Consider the following 15,634-nt stretch of genomic DNA (forward strand, 5'->3'; position numbering starts at 1 on the left):
CGGTGCCCCGAGCACCATGGCTGGAACTTTAGAAATCACTCGGGTTTGCGCGAATACGTCATTCAACGTAGCGGCGGGAACCCGCCCTGCCTGCAGACTCGCGAGCCAGACATCGGTGGAAGGCGCGCAAGGAGCGCTTCTTGCTGTACCCGCCCCATGCCACCGCCGCCGCGAGAACCCGCCATGCAATCCGTCTCCGGACAGAAGATCTTCCGCATCCGCCGCGACTACAACGCCTGGGTCGCGAACGAGACGCTGGAGGACTACGCGCTGCGCTACACGCCGCGCAGCTTCCGCAAGTGGTCGGAGTTCCGCGTGGCCAACGCGGCCTTCGGCGCCACCTCTTTCCTGGCGCTGGAGGCCATCGGCGGGGCCATCGCGCTCAGCTACGGCTTCTCGAACGCGCTGTGGGCCATCCTCGTGGTCGGGCTCATCACCTTCCTCACGGGCCTGCCGATCTCGTACTACGCGGCGCGCCACGGCGTGGACATGGACCTGCTCACGCGCGGCGCGGGTTTCGGCTACCTGGGCTCCACGCTCACATCGCTGATCTACGCGAGCTTCACCTTCATCTTCTTCGCGCTGGAGGCGGCCATCCTCGCGCTGGCGCTGCAGATGTACCTCGACTGGCCGCTGTGGCTGCTCTACATGGTGTCGTCGATCGTCATCATCCCGCTGGTGGCGCGGGGCATCACGCTCATCTCGGGGCTGCAGCTGTGGACGCAGCCGATCTGGATCGTGCTGTTCGTCTGCCCCTTCATCGCGGTGCTGGTGAAGAAGCCCGAGCTGTACGCCGACTTCACCGGGCTGGTCGGTCGCACTTCCGACAGCAGCGGCTTCGACCCGCTGATGTTCGGCGCCGCCGCCACCGTGGCCTTCTCGCTGGTGGTGCAGATCGGCGAGCAGGTCGACTACCTGCGCTTCCTGCCCGAGAAGACGGCCGCCAACCGCGTGCGCTGGTGGACGGCCGTGCTGGTCGCGGGGCCGGGCTGGATCGTGCCGGGCATGCTGAAGATGATGGGCGGCGCGTTCCTCGCCTTCCTGGCGCTGCAGCACGAGATTCCGGGCAACCATGCGATCGAGCCCACGCAGATGTACCTCACCGGCTTCTCGTACGTGCTGCGCGATCCGGCCTGGGTGCTGGGCATCACGGTGCTGTTCGTGCTGGTGTCGCAGATGAAGATCAACCTGACGAACGCCTACGCGGGTTCGCTGGCGTGGTCGAACTTCTTCGCGCGGCTCACGCACAGCCACCCGGGCCGCGTCGTGTGGCTGGTGTTCAACGTGGTCATCGCGATATTGCTCATGGCACTGGGCGTGTTCGCCGCGCTGGAGCATGTGCTGGGCTTCTACAGCAACATCGCCATCGCATGGGTCGGCGCGCTGGTGGCCGACCTGGTCATCAACAAGCCGCTGGGCTGGAGCCCGCGCACCATCGAGTTCAAGCGCGCGCACCTGTACGACATCAACCCGGTGGGCCTGGTGTCGATGCTGGTGGCGGCGGCGCTGGCCATGCTCGCCTACTCGGGCGCGCTGGGGCACTGGGCCAGAGCCTTCTCGCCCTTCATCGCGCTGGCCACGGCCATGGCGCTTTCGCCGCTGCTCGCGTGGCGCACTCGCGGGCGCTACTACCTGGCGCGCAACGACATCGAGCGCTGGAAGCCGGGCCAGGGCGTGAAGTGCTCGGTATGCGACAACAGCTTCGAGTCGGAGGACATGGCGCACTGCCCGGCCTACAGCGCGCCGATCTGCTCGCTGTGCTGCACGCTCGAATCGCGCTGCCACGACCGCTGCAAGACCGATTCGCGCGCCGCCGAGCAGATGAGCGGCTGGCTGCAGGCGCTGCTGCCGCCTGCCCTGTCGGCGCGGCTCAACTTCCGCGTGGCGCACTACCTGCTGGTGGCCACGTCGCTCATCGCGCTGCTGGCCACCGTGGTGGGCGTGGTCTACGCGCAGGAGGCGCTGGCGGGCACCAGCGATCCGGTCATGGCCACGGCTTTCCTGAAGGTGTTCGCGCTGCTTTCCGTGGTGGCCGCGGTGGCCGCGTGGTGGGTGGTGCTGGGCAGCGAGAGCCGCCAGATGGCGCAAGAGGAATCGAACCGCCACAACAACCTGCTGGCGCTGGAGATCGAGGCACACCGCCGCACCGACGCCGCGTTGCAGACCGCCAAGGAAGCCGCCGAAGCCGCCAACCAGGCCAAGACCCGCTACGTGGCCGGCATGACGCACGAGCTGCGCACGCCGCTCAACAGCATCCTGGGCTACTCGCAGATCCTGCTCAAGGGCGATGCGGTGACGCCGCCGCGAGAGGCGGTGCAGACCATCCACCGCAGCGGCGAGCACATGCTGGGCCTGATCGACGGCCTGCTCGACCTGGCGCGCATCGAGGCCGGGCGGCTGCAGCTGGAACCCGCGCCGCTGGCGCTGCCGGCCTTTCTCGACCAGCTCGTGCACATGGTCCGCCCCCAGGCTGAGAACAAGGGCCTGGCCTTCGTCTACACGCATGCGGGGCGGCTGCCGCCTTGGGTGCATGCCGACGCGAAGTGGCTGCGGCAGATCCTCATCAACCTGCTGACGAACGCGGTGCGCTTCACAGACAGCGGCACCGTCACGCTGCACGTGGATGCTCGCCGCGAGGTGCTGCGCTTCGACGTGGTCGACACCGGCATCGGCGTGGCGCCGCAGGACCACCAGCGAATCTTCCTGCCCTTCGAGCGCGGCGCGGCAGGCCGCCGTCGCGGCGAGCCGGGCACCGGGCTGGGCCTGACCATCACCGGGCTGCTCACCTCGTTGATGGGCGGCGAGCTCAAGCTGGCATCGACCTCGTCGCAGGGCAGCACCTTCAGCGTGCGCGTGTACCTGCGCGAGGTGGCCGACCCCGGCCCGCAGGCCGGCAAGGCCGGCGCGCTGCGGCAGCCGGTGTCGGGCTACATCGGCGCGCGCCGCACGCTGCTGGTGGTGGACGACCAGCCCGTGCAGCGCCAGATGCTCGCCGGCATGCTCGCGCCGCTGGGCTTCGAGGTGCGCGAGGCCGCGAGCGGCACCGAGTGCCTCGACAGCCTGCGCGAGGAACTGCCCTCGGCCATCCTGCTCGACCTGACGATGGACGACATGGACGGCTGGCAGACCGCCGCGTCGGTGCGCGCCTCGGGCTTCGGGGACATCCCGATCATCATCGTCTCGGCCAACATGTTCGAGAACCAGGGCGAGCGGCTGCGCGCGGCGGGCTGCCAGGCCTTCGTGGGCAAGCCGGTGATCGAGTCGGAGCTGATCGCGACGCTGGAGCGGCACCTGGGCCTCGAATGGCTCGCGGCGGGCGACGCCATGGGGCCTGCCGCGAACGACGAACAGGGAGCGCAGCCGCGCCCACCCCAGCTCGCCCTTTCCGAAGACGAACGCGCCGAACTCATGCGCCTCGCGCAGATGGGCCACGTGCGCGGCCTGCACACCGTGCTCGACAGGCTGGCCGCCGCATCGCCCGCGGCGGCATCGACCTGCACCTGGCTGCGCGGCATGGTCTCGCGCTTCGAACTCGACAAACTCCGCAACGCACTGGCCGAAGATGCAGACACCCTCGCCTCCTGAATCGCCATCGTCCGAACGCCCCGTCGTGCTGGTGGTGGACGACGCCCCGAGCAGCCTCGGCATGCTGTGCGACACGCTGGAGGCCAGCGGCTACACCGTGCTGGTGGCGGCCGACGGCGAGGCCGCGCTGCAGCGGCTCGAGCTGGTAGTGCCCGACGCGATATTGCTCGACGGCCTGATGCCGGGACTCTCGGGCTTCGAGACCTGCAGGCGCATCAAGGCCAACCCTGCGTGGGCGCACATCCCGGTTCTGTTCATGACTGGCCTCTCGGAAACCACGCACGTGGTCGAAGGCTTCGAGTGCGGCGGCGTCGACTACGTGGTGAAGCCGATCCGCGCGCAGGAGGTGCTGGCGCGGCTGCACACGCACGCGCGCAACGCGCGCATCACCCGCATGGCCCGCGACGCGGTGGACGTGGCCGGCATGGGCGTGGTGTTCGTCGACACGCGCGGGCGCGTCGCGTGGCGCTCGCCGCAGGCCGCGCTGTGGCTGCACGCGCTCGAAGAGCCGGTGGCGCCGGGCCTGCTGCCGGCATCGCTCGAAGCAGCGCTCTCGCCGGGCGCGGCCATCGCCGTCGGAACGGCGACGGGCATGCGGCTGTCGGTGCGCAATCTGGGCGCGGCGGCGCTGGGCGAGACGATGCTGCTCTTCGCCATCCAGCGCGAAGGTCCGGCCGCCCGGCTGGCCGACGCGGCTCTCACGCCGCGCGAGACCGAGGTGCTGTCGTGGCTCGCCAAGGGCAAGACGAACCGCGACATCGGAGAGATCCTGGGCACCAGCCCGCGCACGGTGAACAAGCATCTGGAGCACATCTTCGAGAAGCTGGGCGTGGAAACGCGGGCGGCGGCCGCGGCGCTGGCCAGCGGTATGTAACCCCCATGGGGTAACTGCCCCAACGGCACTGGGCTATAGCGCCCGAAAGCGCCGGTTGCGCCCAGAATGGGCCAGCCACCGGAGAGAGAAATGCTGTCCAGCCTTCTGCAGTTTCCGCCGCGCGAAAGTGCCTACAAGCGCAAGTTCCTGAACAACACCGACGAGAACCTGTTCATGGGCTCGTTCGAGAGCTTCGCCGCGGCCGAGGCCGGAGCGCCCTCCAGCAAGGCCGTGGGCTATGCCAACGCCGACGCGGGCGAGCTCTACAGCCCGCAGATCTACTTCTACGACTACCCCGGCCTCTTCTGGCTGGGCCGCTCCATCGACGCGGGCATGACGCGCGTGTTCGACCTGGGCGGGCACGTCGGCATCAAGTACTACGCCTTCCGCCGCGTGCTGAGCTACCCCGACACGCTGCGCTGGACGGTGTGCGACGTGCCCGGCGTGGTCGAGAGCGGCCGCGCGATGGCCGTCAAGCGCGAGGCGACCGAGCAGCTGAGCTTCACCACCGATTACCGCGACGCGAGCGGCTGCGACGTGCTGTACGTGTCGGGCAGCCTGCAGTACCTGCCGGTGCGCATGGACGCGATCCTTTCCTCGCTGTCGGTGAAGCCCCGGCGCATCGTGATGAACACCACGGCCGTGCACCCCGAGCGCACGATCTACACGCTCAACAGCATCGGCATCGCGGTGTGCCCCTACCGCATACAGCACCACGACGAGCTGCTGGCCGACCTGGCGCGCTCCGGCTACAGGAAGCGCGACGTGTGGCGCAACGAGGGCAAGCCCATCGAGGTGCCCTTCGTCGAGGGCGGCGACAAGCCCTACTACGCGGGCTGCTGCTTCGATCTCGTCGACTGACCGCGAAGTCTCAAGGGATGACGGCCGGCAGGTTCTGGTCGGCCGTGTGGCGCTGCTCGGGCGTCATCGCGTCGTAGAGCTTCGACAGCGAGTCGCTCACCGCCTGCATGCGCCGGGCGCGATCTTGCGCCTGCGCCGCGCGTTGCTGCGCGAACTGCACCGCGCTCAGGTCGTCCGCTGGCGGCGCGGCGGCCATGCCGGTGCGGCTGGCGATGTCCCATACGGCATCCGAGAAACGGTCCCACAACGGCGATTGCTCGGGCGTGATCATGAGCTGCACGCGCAGGTCGTAGAGCTTGTCGCGGACCTTGGCCGACGCGGTGGCCGGCGTGTTGAGGCCGTCGCCGGAGCGCGGGCTGGTGGAGCTGTCGGGCCGCGCGCCTCGTCGGCCGCCGCCCATGCCCCCGCCGCCTCCACCGAACTGCGCGAATCCGTGGCCGCTCACCGCGACAAGGGCTGCGGCGAGCGCGAGGCGTTGCAGGGAGCGGTTCATCGTCATGGCTGGAGTCCTTCGGTGTCGGCCCTCCGGAGGGCCACCGCGCATTTCAGGCGCGGCGGCTGTCGCTTGCGTTGCGAGCCCGTAAAGCGGGGGTAAAGCGAACCGTCTTTACCTTGGCGCACGCAGCGAACGGCGAAGCTCGCGCAGCGGCATGGTCTGCGACGTGTCGATGCTGGTCGGCGCGCCCCGGATGAAGCCATGCACCGCGCTGCCCCGGACTTCGAGGATCGAGCCGCAGGGGCCGACGTTCAGCGAGCCCTCGCCGTTGTCCCACGCCAGCACGATCCATTCGGAGCCTTGCGGCAGCGGCTCAATGCGGCCCGGCGGCGCCACGTTGAGCATGTAGTGCAGCACGCCGTTGCCGATGAAGCGGCCCGCGGCCTTGCCGGCGGGCCTGCCGTCGAGGAACTCGATCGGCTCGAACATGAAGGAATCCGGCGGTGGCGTGTAGTTCGGCACGCCCAGGTCGAAGGGCACCACCCTCGCCCGGAGCACGCGGGCGCGTGGCTCGCCCCGTGCCTCCGCGACCGAATCGAAGAAAGAGATGCGGCCGGCGCACGAAGTGGCGCTGGCCGGCGCGGCGCCGAGCAGGCACGCCGCCAGCGCGGCGACGACGGAAATCCGGAGCGGTCGTCGGGAAATCGAAAACATCTTGACTGGCCTCAAAAAGATATTAGAGTGATATCACTTTTTAGGAGGACCCCGTGCAAGAAAAATCCCCCGCCAATTCCCGCCCGGTCCGCAAGGAGCGCCCCTACCGGTCCATCAACGGCTACGGCGTGTCCGCGGTGGCGCTGCTGCTCATTGCAGTCGGCGTCTGGGCGATGGTGCAGCGCCTGATGCCGCTGCCCATGAGCATCCTGCTGATCGTGGTCGGCCTGGTGCTGGTCCCGGGTCTCTACATGCTGCAGCCCAACGAGGGCATCATCCTCACGCTCTTCGGCGAATACCAGGGCACCGACCGCTCCGAGGGCCTGCGCTGGACCAACCCTCTGCAAAGCGGCCAGAAGATCTCCCTGCGCGCGCGCAACCTCAACACGCCGCCGCTGAAGGTGAACGACAAGCGCGGCAACCCGGTGGAGATCGGCGCGGCGGTGGTCTGGCGGGTCTACGACACGGCGCAGGCGGTGTTCGAGATCGACGACTACAACAAGTTCGTCGCCATCCAGGCCGAAGCCGCCATCCGCCATCTCGCCACCCTCTACGCCTACGACAGCGGCGACGACCTGCCGAGCGAAGAAACCACGCTGCGCGCCGGGCTCGACACGGTGGCCGACGCGCTCAAGGCCGAGCTGAACCAGCGCTTCGCCAGCGCGGGCGTCGAAGTGCTCGATGCAAAGCTCACCCACCTCGCCTACGCTCCCGAGATCGCACAGGTGATGCTGCGCCGCCAGCAGGCCGTGGCCATCGTGAGCGCGCGGCACCAGATCGTGGCGGGCGCGGTCGGCATGGTCGAGGCAGCGCTCAAGGGGCTGTCGGAGCGCAACCTCGTGGTGCTCGACGACGAGCGCAAGGCTTCGATGGTGTCGAACCTGCTGGTGGTGCTGTGCTCCGACCGCGAGACGCAGCCCGTGGTGAACACCGGTACGCTCTACACCTGAGGCGCGAGCCGTACACGCCCTCAGATCCGTACCCACCCGATGGCCAGTCCCGGCAAGAAAGCCTATCCCCTGCGCATCGATCCGGCCCTCTGGGCCGAGATCGAGCGTCTCGCCGCGCAGGAACTGCGAAGCGCCAACGCGCAGGTCGAGTTCCTGCTGCGCGAAGGGCTGGCGAGGCGCGGGCGGCTCCCCGCTACGGACGCAGGCAAAAGCACTCCCGACGAGCCCGCGGCTCAGTGATAACCCCGAATTCGCTGAAGGCCGAATGACAGCCCCGGCTTCTACGATGACAGAGGCAGACGGCAACCACGCCGCAACCCTCTTCCTCCTGGAGACATCGTGACGAAGCCCCTTTCCTCTTTTCGCACCCTCACCCGCCGCGCGGCCCTCCCCCTGGTCGCGGCCCTCGCGCTCGCCGGCTGCGGCGGCCTCGGCGGCAGCGCCAGGCCCGCGGGCGGCGCCGACATCCACGTCATGACCTCCGGCGGCTTCACCGCCGCCTACAACGACCTTCGCCCCGAGTTCGAACGCAGCAGCGGCCGCAGCGTGAAGACGGCCTACGGCGCCTCGATGGGCAACGCCGACGATTCCATTCCCAGCCGCCTCGCGCGCAACGAGCCGGCCGACGTGGTGATCCTCGCGCGCCCCGCCCTCGATGCGCTGGTGGCGCAAGGCAAGGTGGTGCCCGGCAGCCAGGTCGACCTGGTGCGCTCGGCCATCGGCTTCGCGGTGCGCAAGGGCGCGCCCAAGCCCGACATCAGCACGGTCGATGCGCTGAAGCGCACGCTGATCGCCGCGCCCTCCATCGCCTACTCGGCGAGCGCGAGCGGCACCTACTACGAGACCGAGCTGCTCAAGAAGCTCGGCATCGAGGACCAGGTCAAGCCCAAGAGCAAGCGCATCCTGAGCGAGCGCGTCGGCTCGGTGGTGGCTCGCGGCGACGCGGCGCTCGGCCTGCAGCAGGTGAGCGAGCTGCTGCCCATCGCGGGCATCGACTACATCGGCCCGCTGCCGGCCGAGGTGCAGCGCGTGACGGTGTTCTCCGCCGGCATCGCCACCGCCTCCAAGCAGCCCGACGCGGCGCGGCAGCTGATCCGCTACCTCAACTCGCCCGCGGCCGCGCCCACCATCACCAAGACCGGGCTGGAGCCGCTGACGGCGCGTTGACCGCGCACCGTCAGAGCGTCCAGCCGTCGCGCCGGAAGAACTCGACCAGCGCATCGCCGACCTTCTCCGCCTGGTCGAAGGCGATCGTGTGACCCGCATCGGGCAGGAGTTCGACGCGCACATGCGGCGCCAGGGCGTTCACCCGGGCGCGGGCGCGCATCGGGTCGTACAGCACCTCGTCCTCGCCGAGCATCAGCAGGGAGCCCTTCGGCAGCGCGCGAAGGTCGGCGTCGGTCATGCGGCCCGGTGGGCGGGGACTGCCGCGCTGGCAGCGCCAACGCACGAGCAGGTCGTCCATGGCCCACGGCGGCGGCTCGGGCGCCATCGGCGACGACACCAGCGCGTGGAAGGCGCGCACCTGCCGCTCGCTCGGGAACGCCGCCGCAAGCCCGGCGCGCAGCACGGTGCCGATGCGCAGCGACTCGAGATTCGGCGGCGCCAGCAGCGCGACCTTGGAAACCCGCCGCATCGTCTGGCGCGTGTACGCCGCCGCGAGCCATGCGCCGAAGGAGGCACCGCACAGCCCCACCTTGGGCCGGCCGATGCCGATCAGCACGTCCTCGAGCCAGTTGCAGTACGTGTCTTCCGTCAGGGGCCGCTTCCCTTCGGTGCGGCCGGCGTCGCCGATGATGTCCACCGCATAGACCTGCAGCGAACCCGCGAGCCGTTCGATGTTGTGGACCCAGGTGGTGGCGTTGCCGCCCCCGCCGTGCAGCAGCACAACGGGCGGCGCATAGGCCGGCCCCGAGGCCAGCACGTGCGCACGGCCGTAGCGCGTTTCCACGTAGCGGCTTTCGTGCGGCACCGGCCATCGCGCGAGCACATGCGCATACGAAGCCAGCAGCGAGGAATGGGCTTGCGGCGAACGGAAGTTCCCGGCGAAGAGGCGCGCTTCGAAAAGGCTCATCGGTATCTCTCTTCTTCTTGACGATGTCTGACGGACACCCCGCATGGTGCGGCGCATAGATGAAGGTCTGCTGAAATTCCGTCGCCTTGCCACCTGCCGTCCTCCGCGCCGGCGCCCCCGTTTCTTTGGGATTCCTTCAGCTTCGCCGGGTAGATTGCCCGCCATGAAGATCCTGCTGGCCGAAGACGATTTCGATCTCGCCACCGGCATTCGCGTCGCCTTGCAGACCCAGGGGATGGAGGTGGTGTGGGTGCGCCGCGTCGAGGAGGCGCTGCGCATCCTCGAGGCCGAAGGCTGCGACCTGCTGCTGCTCGACCTGGGCCTGCCCGACGGCGACGGCCTCGCGGTGCTCGAACGGCTGCGGCGCGGCGGCACGCGGCTGCCGGTGCTGATCCTCAGCGCGCGCGACGGCCTGAACGACCGCCTGCAGGGCCTGGACAGCGGCGCCGACGACTACATGGTCAAGCCCTTCGCGCTGGCCGAACTGCTCTCGCGCGTGCGGGCCCTCGCCCGGCGCAGCTACGGCGGCGACGGCGCGACCTTCGAGATCCGCGGCCTCTGGCTGCACGAGCCGACCCAGCGCGTGCGCGTCGACGGCATGCCCGTCTCGTTGTCGCGCAGCGAATTCCGGCTGCTGAGCCTGCTGGTGCGGCGGGCCGACCGCGTGGTGGCGCGGCGCGCGCTCGAGCAGCTCGTGCTGTCCGGCTCCCAGGGCACAGCGCACGCCCAGGGCCCGGGCAGCAACGTGCTCGACGTGCATGTCTCGAACCTGCGCCGCAAGATCGGCGACGGCTACATCCGCACCGTGCGCGGAATCGGCTACGTGATCTACCTCGCGGCGCAGCAACCGCTGGAGCGTGCATGAGCGAGCTGGTCGCGGCCATCGCGTCGGCACCCGGCAGGCTGCTGCGCAGCGGCTGGCGCCGCGTCCGGCGGCCTTCGCTGGTGCGCCGCCTCATGTTCGCGCAGATCGCGATGATGACGCTGCTGTGGAGCCTGGCAGTCGGGCTGCTGCTGGGCTCGGCGTTCACCGACGACCTGTCCGTCATCGACTCCACGCAGCGCAGCATGCTGGTGGTCGCGCGCAATCTCACCGACCAGCCCGCCAGGCAGTACGAGAGCCTGCGCGCGATGGACATCGCCCTGCGCAACGGCTTCGGCAACGGCGACGATGCCTACATGTCGCCGAGCGTCATCGTCTGGCAGAACGGCCGCGAGGTCTACCGCTCGAGCGGCCTGCCGGCGGGCATCGCCAACACCCGCCCCGACATCGGCGAGACGGTGGAGGCCGACGGCAAGAGCTGGCGCGCCCGCACCATCGAGTCGCCCACGGGCAAGACGCGCGTCACGCTGGTCACGCCCGGCACCGTGCAGATGTGGCTCACCTTCCAGTCGCGCGGCTACTACATCCTGCCGCTGGTGATCAGCATTCCCTTCCTGCTGCTGCCCGCATGGCTGTCGATCCGGCTCGCGCTGCGGCCGTGGCGCAAGGTGGCCAACGAGATCGCCTCGCGCGGCCCGCACGACCTCGCGCCCGTGTCCACGCTGCCGCGCCACGACGAGCTGCGGCCGCTGGTGAGGAACTTCAACGCGCTGATGCAGCGGCTGCGCGCCAGCATCGCGCGCGAGCAGAGCTTCATCGCCGATGCGGCGCACGAGCTGCGCACGCCCATCGCGGCGATGCGAGTCAACGTCGAGGCGCTGCAGTCGCTGCTCGTCGAGCACATCCCGACCGAGCGGCAGGACGAACTCTTCGCACGCGTGCTCAGCAGCAACGCGCGCGCGGAGCGCCTCGTGGGCCAGCTGCTGCGGCTCATGCGCAGCAACGCCCAGGCTTCGGCGCCGCACGCACTGCGGCTCGACGACCTGGTGCAGGAACGGCTGGCGGCGCTCTCGGCCCTCGCCCACGTGCGCGAGGTCGAGATCGAGCTGGTGGACGACGAACCCGTCGAGATCATGGGCGACCGCGACAGCCTGGTCTCGATGATCGACAACCTGATCGACAACGCCACCAAGTACAGCCCCGTCGGCTCGGTGGTGAGCGTGGGCATCCGGCGCGACGGCGACCTGGCGGTGCTGACGGTATGCGACCAGGGGCCGGGCATCATGCCGGCGCTGCGCGAGCGCGTTTTCGACCGCTTCTTCCGCGACCCCGACCAGACGCAAACGGGCAGCGGCCTCGGGCTGGCCATCGTGCGCTCGGTGGTCGATGCGCACGGCGGCGCGATCGCACTCGGCGACACCGGCACGGGGCCGGGCCTGCGCGTCACGGTGCGGCTGCCGCTCGGGCCGCTGGGTTCGCTAGGCATCGTGACGCCCGCCGGGTCCTGAGGGGCTCCCCGTAAACTGGCGGCATCTCCATCCATCGATGCCGCAACGCCATGACACAGCAGCCGACGATCACGCCCGCCCTCGTTTCAACCTTCGCGCCAGGCGGTACGCTGCGCGCCTCGATCAACCTGGGCAACCCGATCCTGGCCAACAAGGACGCGGCCACCGGCGAGCCCGTTGGCGTATCCATCGACCTGGCGCGCGAGTTCGCGCGGCGGCTCGGCGTGGGCATCGAGCTGGTGGTGTTCGAGAAGGCCGCCGCCTCGGTCGACGCGGTGAAGAGCGAGAAGGCCGACATCGGCTTCTTCGCCATCGACCCGGCGCGCAGCGAGGGGCTGCTGTTCACCGCGCCCTACGTGCTGATCGAGGGCAGCTACCTCGTGCCTGATGCCTCGGCGTTCCAGGACAACGCACAGGTCGATGCCCAAGGCAATCGCATCTCCGTGGGCTCCGGCAGCGCCTACGACCTGTTCCTCACGCGCGAGATCAAGGCGGCCGAGATCGTGCGCCTCCAGGGCGCGGCACCTGCGCTGGCGGCATTGCGTGCCGGCGAAGTCGAAGTGGCAGCCGGCATCCGCCAGATGCTCGAAGGCGAGGCACGGCGCGCGCCCGGCGTGCGTGTGCTGCCGGGGCGGTTCATGGTCATCCAGCAGGCCATGGGCACACCCGCCAGCCGCGGCGCCGAAGCGCAGGCGCTGCTCGCGGCCTTCGTCGAGGAGATGAAGGCCAGCGGCTTCGTGGCCGATGCGCTGAAGCGCCACCGCATCGAGGGCGCGAGCGTGGCGCCAGCCGCCTGAGCGAGCCCTCAGAGCTTGTACGCCTCCACCGGCCCGCGCGAATAGAACAGGAAGTACCCGGTCGAGGTCTTGAAGCCGTTCTTCTGCCAGCCGGCCGGCACCTTGAAGATGCCGAGCTGCTCGCTCGCCACGCCGACGAAGGCGGTGTTCTCCTTATCGGTGGTGATGCGGGTCCAGTGCTCGCGCGTCACGGGCTTCATCGTCATCTTGGGCTCGCTCCATTCGGCCGTGCGTACCTTGTCGCGCATCACGTAGCCGTCGCCCTGCTTCTCGATCCTGATGAGCTCCTTGAGCGCGCCGTTCTGCTTCACGGCGTAGGTACCGACCAGCTCGGCCTCGGGTGCGCTGCTGCTGCTGCTGCCGCTGTCCGCTCCGCAGCCGGCCAGCAACAGGGCCGCCGCCCCGGCGGCCATCCATTTCAATGCTGTGTTCATGACTGTCCTTGTCCAGAGGGCGCGCACCGCCCGCGGTGCGGGCGGCGCGCGCCGGTTTCAGGCTACGCAGCTCAGCGCTTCTCGTTGTCGCGCAGCTTCAGGCTGCCCTGGAAGCGCAGCGCATGCGGGTACTCCTCCTTCTCCGCACCGGTGGCCACCGCCGCCATCTTCTGCTCGCTCACCTGCGTCTTGGCCAGCAGCGGCGCGGGCAGGTTCAGCACGCCCTTGATCTGGTCGTACTGCGCCTGCGTGATGCGGCCCACGCCCAGCAGCCGGAACGCGTCGCGCTCGATGTTCAGCAGCAGCGGCTTGTTGCCCGCGAAGTTCTGCGCCTTGGCCAGCAGCGCGCTCCACGACTGGGCGCTGTAGTTGCTCACGTAGTAGTCCTGCCCGGTCGGGCCGGCCAGCACGGCCGTGCATCCCGGCAGTTCGAGCTGCGTGCTGTTGTTCGACATCACGAAGGTCTTGCGTTGCTCCATCGAGTCGCCGTAGGCCAGCGTCACGGGAATGGTCCACGTCGAGGCCGGATACAGGTTCTGGTTGGGGAACGACTCCTGCGTGATGTTCACGTAGGTGCTGTTGCCCGCGCACTGCGCGTCCACCGTGAGCAGCGGAATGCCGGTCTGGCGGATCAGGCTGTCGCCGATCTCGCTCACCTTCTTGCCGTTGCTGGCCTTCTCCAGCGAGCTCCACAGGCGCGAGGGCGTGACGTTGCCGAAGGCGTAGTCCTTCAGGTAGATGCGCAGGCCCTTCTGCATCGCCTCCTCGCCGATGTAGTTCTGGATGGTCTCCAGCACGTGGCTGCCCTTGTTGTAGACGAAGATCGACGGGCTGATGAAGCCGAACGATCCCGCGTCGTTGAGGTTGCGCTGCACCGGCACGGCCGTGTTCTTCAGGTCGGCCACGATCACGTTGTGCTTGTCCAGAACGTAGTCGGAGAAGCTGTAGTACTCGGGGTGGAACTTGATCGTGGTGCGCCTTTCGAACCAGCGCGCGAACGATTCGTTGAGCCACACGTTGTCCCACCAGTCGAGCGTGACCAGGTCACCGAACCACTGGTGCGCCACCTCGTGCGTCACCACCGTCACCGAGTACAGCGTGGGCGTGTCGCCCGGCTTGGTGAGCACCGAGTCGGCGAACTCGAAGATCGAGCCCCAGTTCTCCATGCCGCCGAAGCCGGTGTTGGGCTTGTTGTCGTAGCTGTCGTTGGCGGCGACGGTGTCGAACTTCTTGAACGGCAGCGGAATGCCGGTGTAGTTGTAGTAGTAGTCCATCGACACCTTGGTCCACTCCATCGCGAACTTGGCCCAGTCGGAGCGGCCCGGCGGAGTGAACCAGCGCAGCGGCATCTCGCTGCCGTCGAGCGGGTTCTTGAACTTGTCGGCCAGGATGTCGAACTTGCCGCCACCGAAGAAGGTCAGGTACATCGGCATCGAGGGCGTCCTCTCGAAAGCCACGCGCTGGTAGCCGTCGGGCAGCTTCGTCGCCTCGATCTGCGCGCCGTTGGACACCGTCTTCCAGTCGCCCGGCACTTCGGCCGAAATCTCGAAGGTATGGCGGAAGGCCGGCTCGTCCCAGCCCGGAAACCACTGCCGTGCGTAGTTGGTCTCGCCCTGCGTCACGATGGCATCGCTGCTCACGCCTTCGGGCGTGGAGAGCCCCACCTTGAAGATGCCGGTGGCAGCCGAGCAGAACGGGTTGCGTGCCACCTCGGCCGGCGGGCAGTACTCGGCGTCGGAGAACTGGATCTTGCCGTCCCACTCCATGTGCAGCAGGTACTTGCCCTTCGCGATCTGGCCGTCGTTCAGTCGCAGCTGCACGAAGTCGCCCAGCGTCTGCGGCGTGGGAATCAGCGGTATCGCCTCGGAAGGATTCGACACCTTGCGCAGCGTGGTGCGGCCCTTCGCGAAGTTCAGGTTGTGCGCCGCGACGACGATGGCGTCGACCGGCTTGAGCACTTCTATCTCCACGTCGCCGCGGCCCACGAAGGTCTTGAGCGCGGCATCGGGACGGAACCACAGCTTGTAGTTGCTGGGCCAGACGGTGTCGGGCAGTTCCATCGGCCTGGCAGAACGGTCGACGGCGGCGACCGCGTTGTTCGCCGAGTTGGGCACTCCGTCGTCCGGTGCCTTGGCGGAGGGATCGGACACGGGAGCGGAAACGACCTGGTCCGAAGGTGCGCTGAGGCCAACGCCTGCACCGCCCAACGAAGCGCCACCACTGTCTCCGCCGCCGCCGCAAGCCGTGAGGACGGCAAGGGTCACTGCGGTGATGGCAAGATGATTGACCACGGGTGTATTGAATCTTTTCATGATCGCCTCTGAGTACTCTTGGTAAGAAGAAACATGCGCCGTCCCGCATGCGCCGGCGGATAGCCTGCGATGCGCATGACGCGCGCGGTGATGAGTGAGATGAACAACGGGGGAATCGGAAGAAACGGGCAACACGGTGCCCTCCCGGCGAACTCAGGCGTTCGTCAGGACCACACAGTCATGCAGGGTCACACCGCTCGCGAGGCGGCGGTCCCAGGATTCGTGGCGTAAGAGGTTCCATTCCCGGCAATCGCGGGGTGATGGGT

The 15,634-nt window shown here is 68.7% G+C and carries 14 protein-coding genes; 9 read left to right on the forward strand and 5 right to left on the reverse strand.

The genetic code is table 11. The features are described from left to right. Nucleotides 1–183 precede the first annotated feature (183 nt). The 3 genes from BMY35_RS15545 to BMY35_RS15555 all read left to right on the forward strand — a co-directional run bounded on the left by BMY35_RS15545 (nucleotide 184) and on the right by BMY35_RS15555 (nucleotide 5,320). A complete protein-coding gene (locus BMY35_RS15545; protein WP_256228533.1) occupies nucleotides 184–3,585 on the forward strand; it encodes a hybrid sensor histidine kinase/response regulator in 3,402 nt (1,133 codons plus the stop codon). After that, entirely contained in the window at nucleotides 3,563–4,459 is an 897-nt protein-coding gene (locus BMY35_RS15550; protein WP_093200545.1) for a response regulator transcription factor, read from the forward strand. Before BMY35_RS15545 ends, BMY35_RS15550 begins: the two co-directional genes overlap by 23 nt. A 90-nt stretch (nucleotides 4,460–4,549) precedes the next feature. Further along, nucleotides 4,550–5,320 carry a TIGR04325 family methyltransferase gene (locus BMY35_RS15555; RefSeq protein WP_093200547.1) on the forward strand — a complete coding sequence of 257 codons (771 nt, stop codon included), beginning with the start codon at nucleotides 4,550–4,552 and terminating at the stop codon, nucleotides 5,318–5,320. 10 nt (nucleotides 5,321–5,330) lie between these two features. Here the strand turns inward: BMY35_RS15555 and BMY35_RS15560 are convergent, their stop codons facing one another. Both BMY35_RS15560 and BMY35_RS15565 read right to left on the reverse strand, forming a co-directional pair. Further along, nucleotides 5,331–5,819 (reverse strand): Spy/CpxP family protein refolding chaperone, encoded by a 489-nt coding sequence (locus BMY35_RS15560; protein WP_093200550.1) that lies wholly within the window; start codon nucleotides 5,817–5,819, stop codon nucleotides 5,331–5,333. Nucleotides 5,820–5,927: 108 nt separating this feature from the next. Next, nucleotides 5,928–6,470 (reverse strand): hypothetical protein, encoded by a 543-nt coding sequence (locus BMY35_RS15565; RefSeq protein ID WP_093200553.1) that lies wholly within the window; start codon nucleotides 6,468–6,470, stop codon nucleotides 5,928–5,930. A gap of 53 nt (nucleotides 6,471–6,523) precedes the next feature. Between BMY35_RS15565 and BMY35_RS15570 the strand changes: the two genes are divergently transcribed. From BMY35_RS15570 to BMY35_RS15580, 3 genes are all read left to right on the forward strand, one after another. Next, nucleotides 6,524–7,420 (forward strand): SPFH domain-containing protein, encoded by an 897-nt coding sequence (locus BMY35_RS15570; RefSeq protein WP_093200555.1) that lies wholly within the window; start codon nucleotides 6,524–6,526, stop codon nucleotides 7,418–7,420. Between the two features lie 39 nt (nucleotides 7,421–7,459). Continuing rightward, a complete protein-coding gene (locus BMY35_RS15575) occupies nucleotides 7,460–7,660 on the forward strand; it encodes a type II toxin-antitoxin system antitoxin (protein ID WP_093200558.1) in 201 nt (66 codons plus the stop codon). 99 nt (nucleotides 7,661–7,759) lie between these two features. Further along, a complete protein-coding gene (locus BMY35_RS15580) occupies nucleotides 7,760–8,587 on the forward strand; it encodes a substrate-binding domain-containing protein (protein WP_093200560.1) in 828 nt (275 codons plus the stop codon). Nucleotides 8,588–8,597: 10 nt separating this feature from the next. On the opposite strand, the gene BMY35_RS15585 is transcribed toward BMY35_RS15580, so the two are convergent. Then, entirely contained in the window at nucleotides 8,598–9,494 is an 897-nt protein-coding gene (locus tag BMY35_RS15585; RefSeq protein WP_176947655.1) for an alpha/beta fold hydrolase, read from the reverse strand. Between the two features lie 163 nt (nucleotides 9,495–9,657). On the opposite strand from BMY35_RS15585, the gene BMY35_RS15590 reads away from it, so the two are divergent. Genes BMY35_RS15590 through BMY35_RS15600 form a run of 3 tightly spaced genes read left to right on the forward strand, consistent with a single transcriptional unit; the run spans nucleotide 9,658 to nucleotide 12,622 of the window. Beyond that, a complete protein-coding gene (locus tag BMY35_RS15590; RefSeq protein ID WP_093200565.1) occupies nucleotides 9,658–10,359 on the forward strand; it encodes a response regulator in 702 nt (233 codons plus the stop codon). Then, a complete protein-coding gene (locus BMY35_RS15595) occupies nucleotides 10,356–11,825 on the forward strand; it encodes a sensor histidine kinase (protein WP_093200568.1) in 1,470 nt (489 codons plus the stop codon). The genes BMY35_RS15590 and BMY35_RS15595 overlap by 4 nt, the downstream gene beginning before the upstream one ends. 50 nt (nucleotides 11,826–11,875) lie before the next feature. Further along, on the forward strand, nucleotides 11,876–12,622 hold the full coding sequence (locus BMY35_RS15600; RefSeq protein WP_093200571.1) for a transporter substrate-binding domain-containing protein: 747 nt from the start codon (nucleotides 11,876–11,878) through the stop codon (nucleotides 12,620–12,622). A gap of 8 nt (nucleotides 12,623–12,630) precedes the next feature. Here BMY35_RS15600 and BMY35_RS15605 read toward each other — a convergent pair whose 3' ends face one another. Beyond that, nucleotides 12,631–13,056, reverse strand: coding sequence for a hypothetical protein (locus BMY35_RS15605; protein WP_093200573.1), 426 nt, complete (start codon nucleotides 13,054–13,056; stop codon nucleotides 12,631–12,633). A 71-nt stretch (nucleotides 13,057–13,127) separates the two neighbouring features. Continuing rightward, a complete protein-coding gene (locus BMY35_RS15610; protein WP_093200576.1) occupies nucleotides 13,128–15,368 on the reverse strand; it encodes a M1 family metallopeptidase in 2,241 nt (746 codons plus the stop codon). Nucleotides 15,369–15,634: the final 266 nt, after the last annotated feature.

Origin of the sequence: Variovorax sp. YR750 (genome assembly GCF_900109805.1) — a bacterium.
In the GTDB taxonomy this organism is placed as follows: domain Bacteria; phylum Pseudomonadota; class Gammaproteobacteria; order Burkholderiales; family Burkholderiaceae_C; genus Variovorax; species Variovorax gossypii.

Bases quoted from the DNA above. Each gene is read 5' to 3' on its own strand.
- BMY35_RS15575 (WP_093200558.1), top strand. From the start codon at position 7,460: ATGGCCAGTCCCGGCAAGAAAGCCTATCCCCTGCGCATCGATCCGGCC.
- BMY35_RS15590 (WP_093200565.1), top strand. From the start codon at position 9,658: ATGAAGATCCTGCTGGCCGAAGACGATTTCGATCTCGCCACCGGCATT.
- BMY35_RS15595 (WP_093200568.1), top strand. From the start codon at position 10,356: ATGAGCGAGCTGGTCGCGGCCATCGCGTCGGCACCCGGCAGGCTGCTG.
- BMY35_RS15610 (WP_093200576.1), bottom strand. From the start codon at position 15,368: ATGAAAAGATTCAATACACCCGTGGTCAATCATCTTGCCATCACCGCA.
- BMY35_RS15585 (WP_176947655.1), bottom strand. From the start codon at position 9,494: ATGAGCCTTTTCGAAGCGCGCCTCTTCGCCGGGAACTTCCGTTCGCCG.
- BMY35_RS15560 (WP_093200550.1), bottom strand. From the start codon at position 5,819: ATGACGATGAACCGCTCCCTGCAACGCCTCGCGCTCGCCGCAGCCCTT.
- BMY35_RS15565 (WP_093200553.1), bottom strand. From the start codon at position 6,470: ATGTTTTCGATTTCCCGACGACCGCTCCGGATTTCCGTCGTCGCCGCG.
- BMY35_RS15550 (WP_093200545.1), top strand. From the start codon at position 3,563: ATGCAGACACCCTCGCCTCCTGAATCGCCATCGTCCGAACGCCCCGTC.
- BMY35_RS15600 (WP_093200571.1), top strand. From the start codon at position 11,876: ATGACACAGCAGCCGACGATCACGCCCGCCCTCGTTTCAACCTTCGCG.
- BMY35_RS15605 (WP_093200573.1), bottom strand. From the start codon at position 13,056: ATGAACACAGCATTGAAATGGATGGCCGCCGGGGCGGCGGCCCTGTTG.
- BMY35_RS15555 (WP_093200547.1), top strand. From the start codon at position 4,550: ATGCTGTCCAGCCTTCTGCAGTTTCCGCCGCGCGAAAGTGCCTACAAG.
- BMY35_RS15545 (WP_256228533.1), top strand. From the start codon at position 184: ATGCAATCCGTCTCCGGACAGAAGATCTTCCGCATCCGCCGCGACTAC.